The organism is Paraburkholderia sp. SIMBA_053 (assembly GCF_046534895.1).
Lineage (GTDB): Bacteria > Pseudomonadota > Gammaproteobacteria > Burkholderiales > Burkholderiaceae > Paraburkholderia > Paraburkholderia caledonica.
This window is the reverse complement of the sequence record NZ_JAWRXU010000388.1, coordinates 1-306: the sequence shown is the minus strand read 5'-3', so window position 1 is coordinate 306 and position 306 is coordinate 1. Positions and strand designations below refer to the sequence as shown.

Here is a 306-nt window from a genome sequence, read left to right as displayed (position 1 = left end):
CTGTTCGACGCGGTGCGCCGGGCGTGTGTGCTCGCCGCAGGAACGCCGCGTTCCGAACTCCGCGCGTTTGATGGCACGTACACCCGTTTTGCTGAGCTGCATGAACCCCTCCGAGTGCGCGTGAAGCGCACAGACATCGTGAAAGGTCGGCCGAGGCGACACTACGAAGCCGAGGTGTGCGGCGAAGACGGCGCGGCGATACTTGTCGCGCAGGCTGAGGTCGAATGATGACCTGCCTACGCCCTTGCGGACACATCCAGAAGGTCAGGAATCTGCTTGAGAACGGGATGGCCCGCGTCTGCGAGC

At 64.1% G+C, this 306-nt stretch carries 1 protein-coding gene; it reads left to right on the top strand.

Annotated elements, in window-relative coordinates:
- The coding region (locus SB753_RS36115) for a hypothetical protein (protein WP_410804901.1) at positions 1-228 on the top strand (228 nt) is incomplete at its 5' end.
- Positions 229-306: the final 78 nt, after the last annotated feature.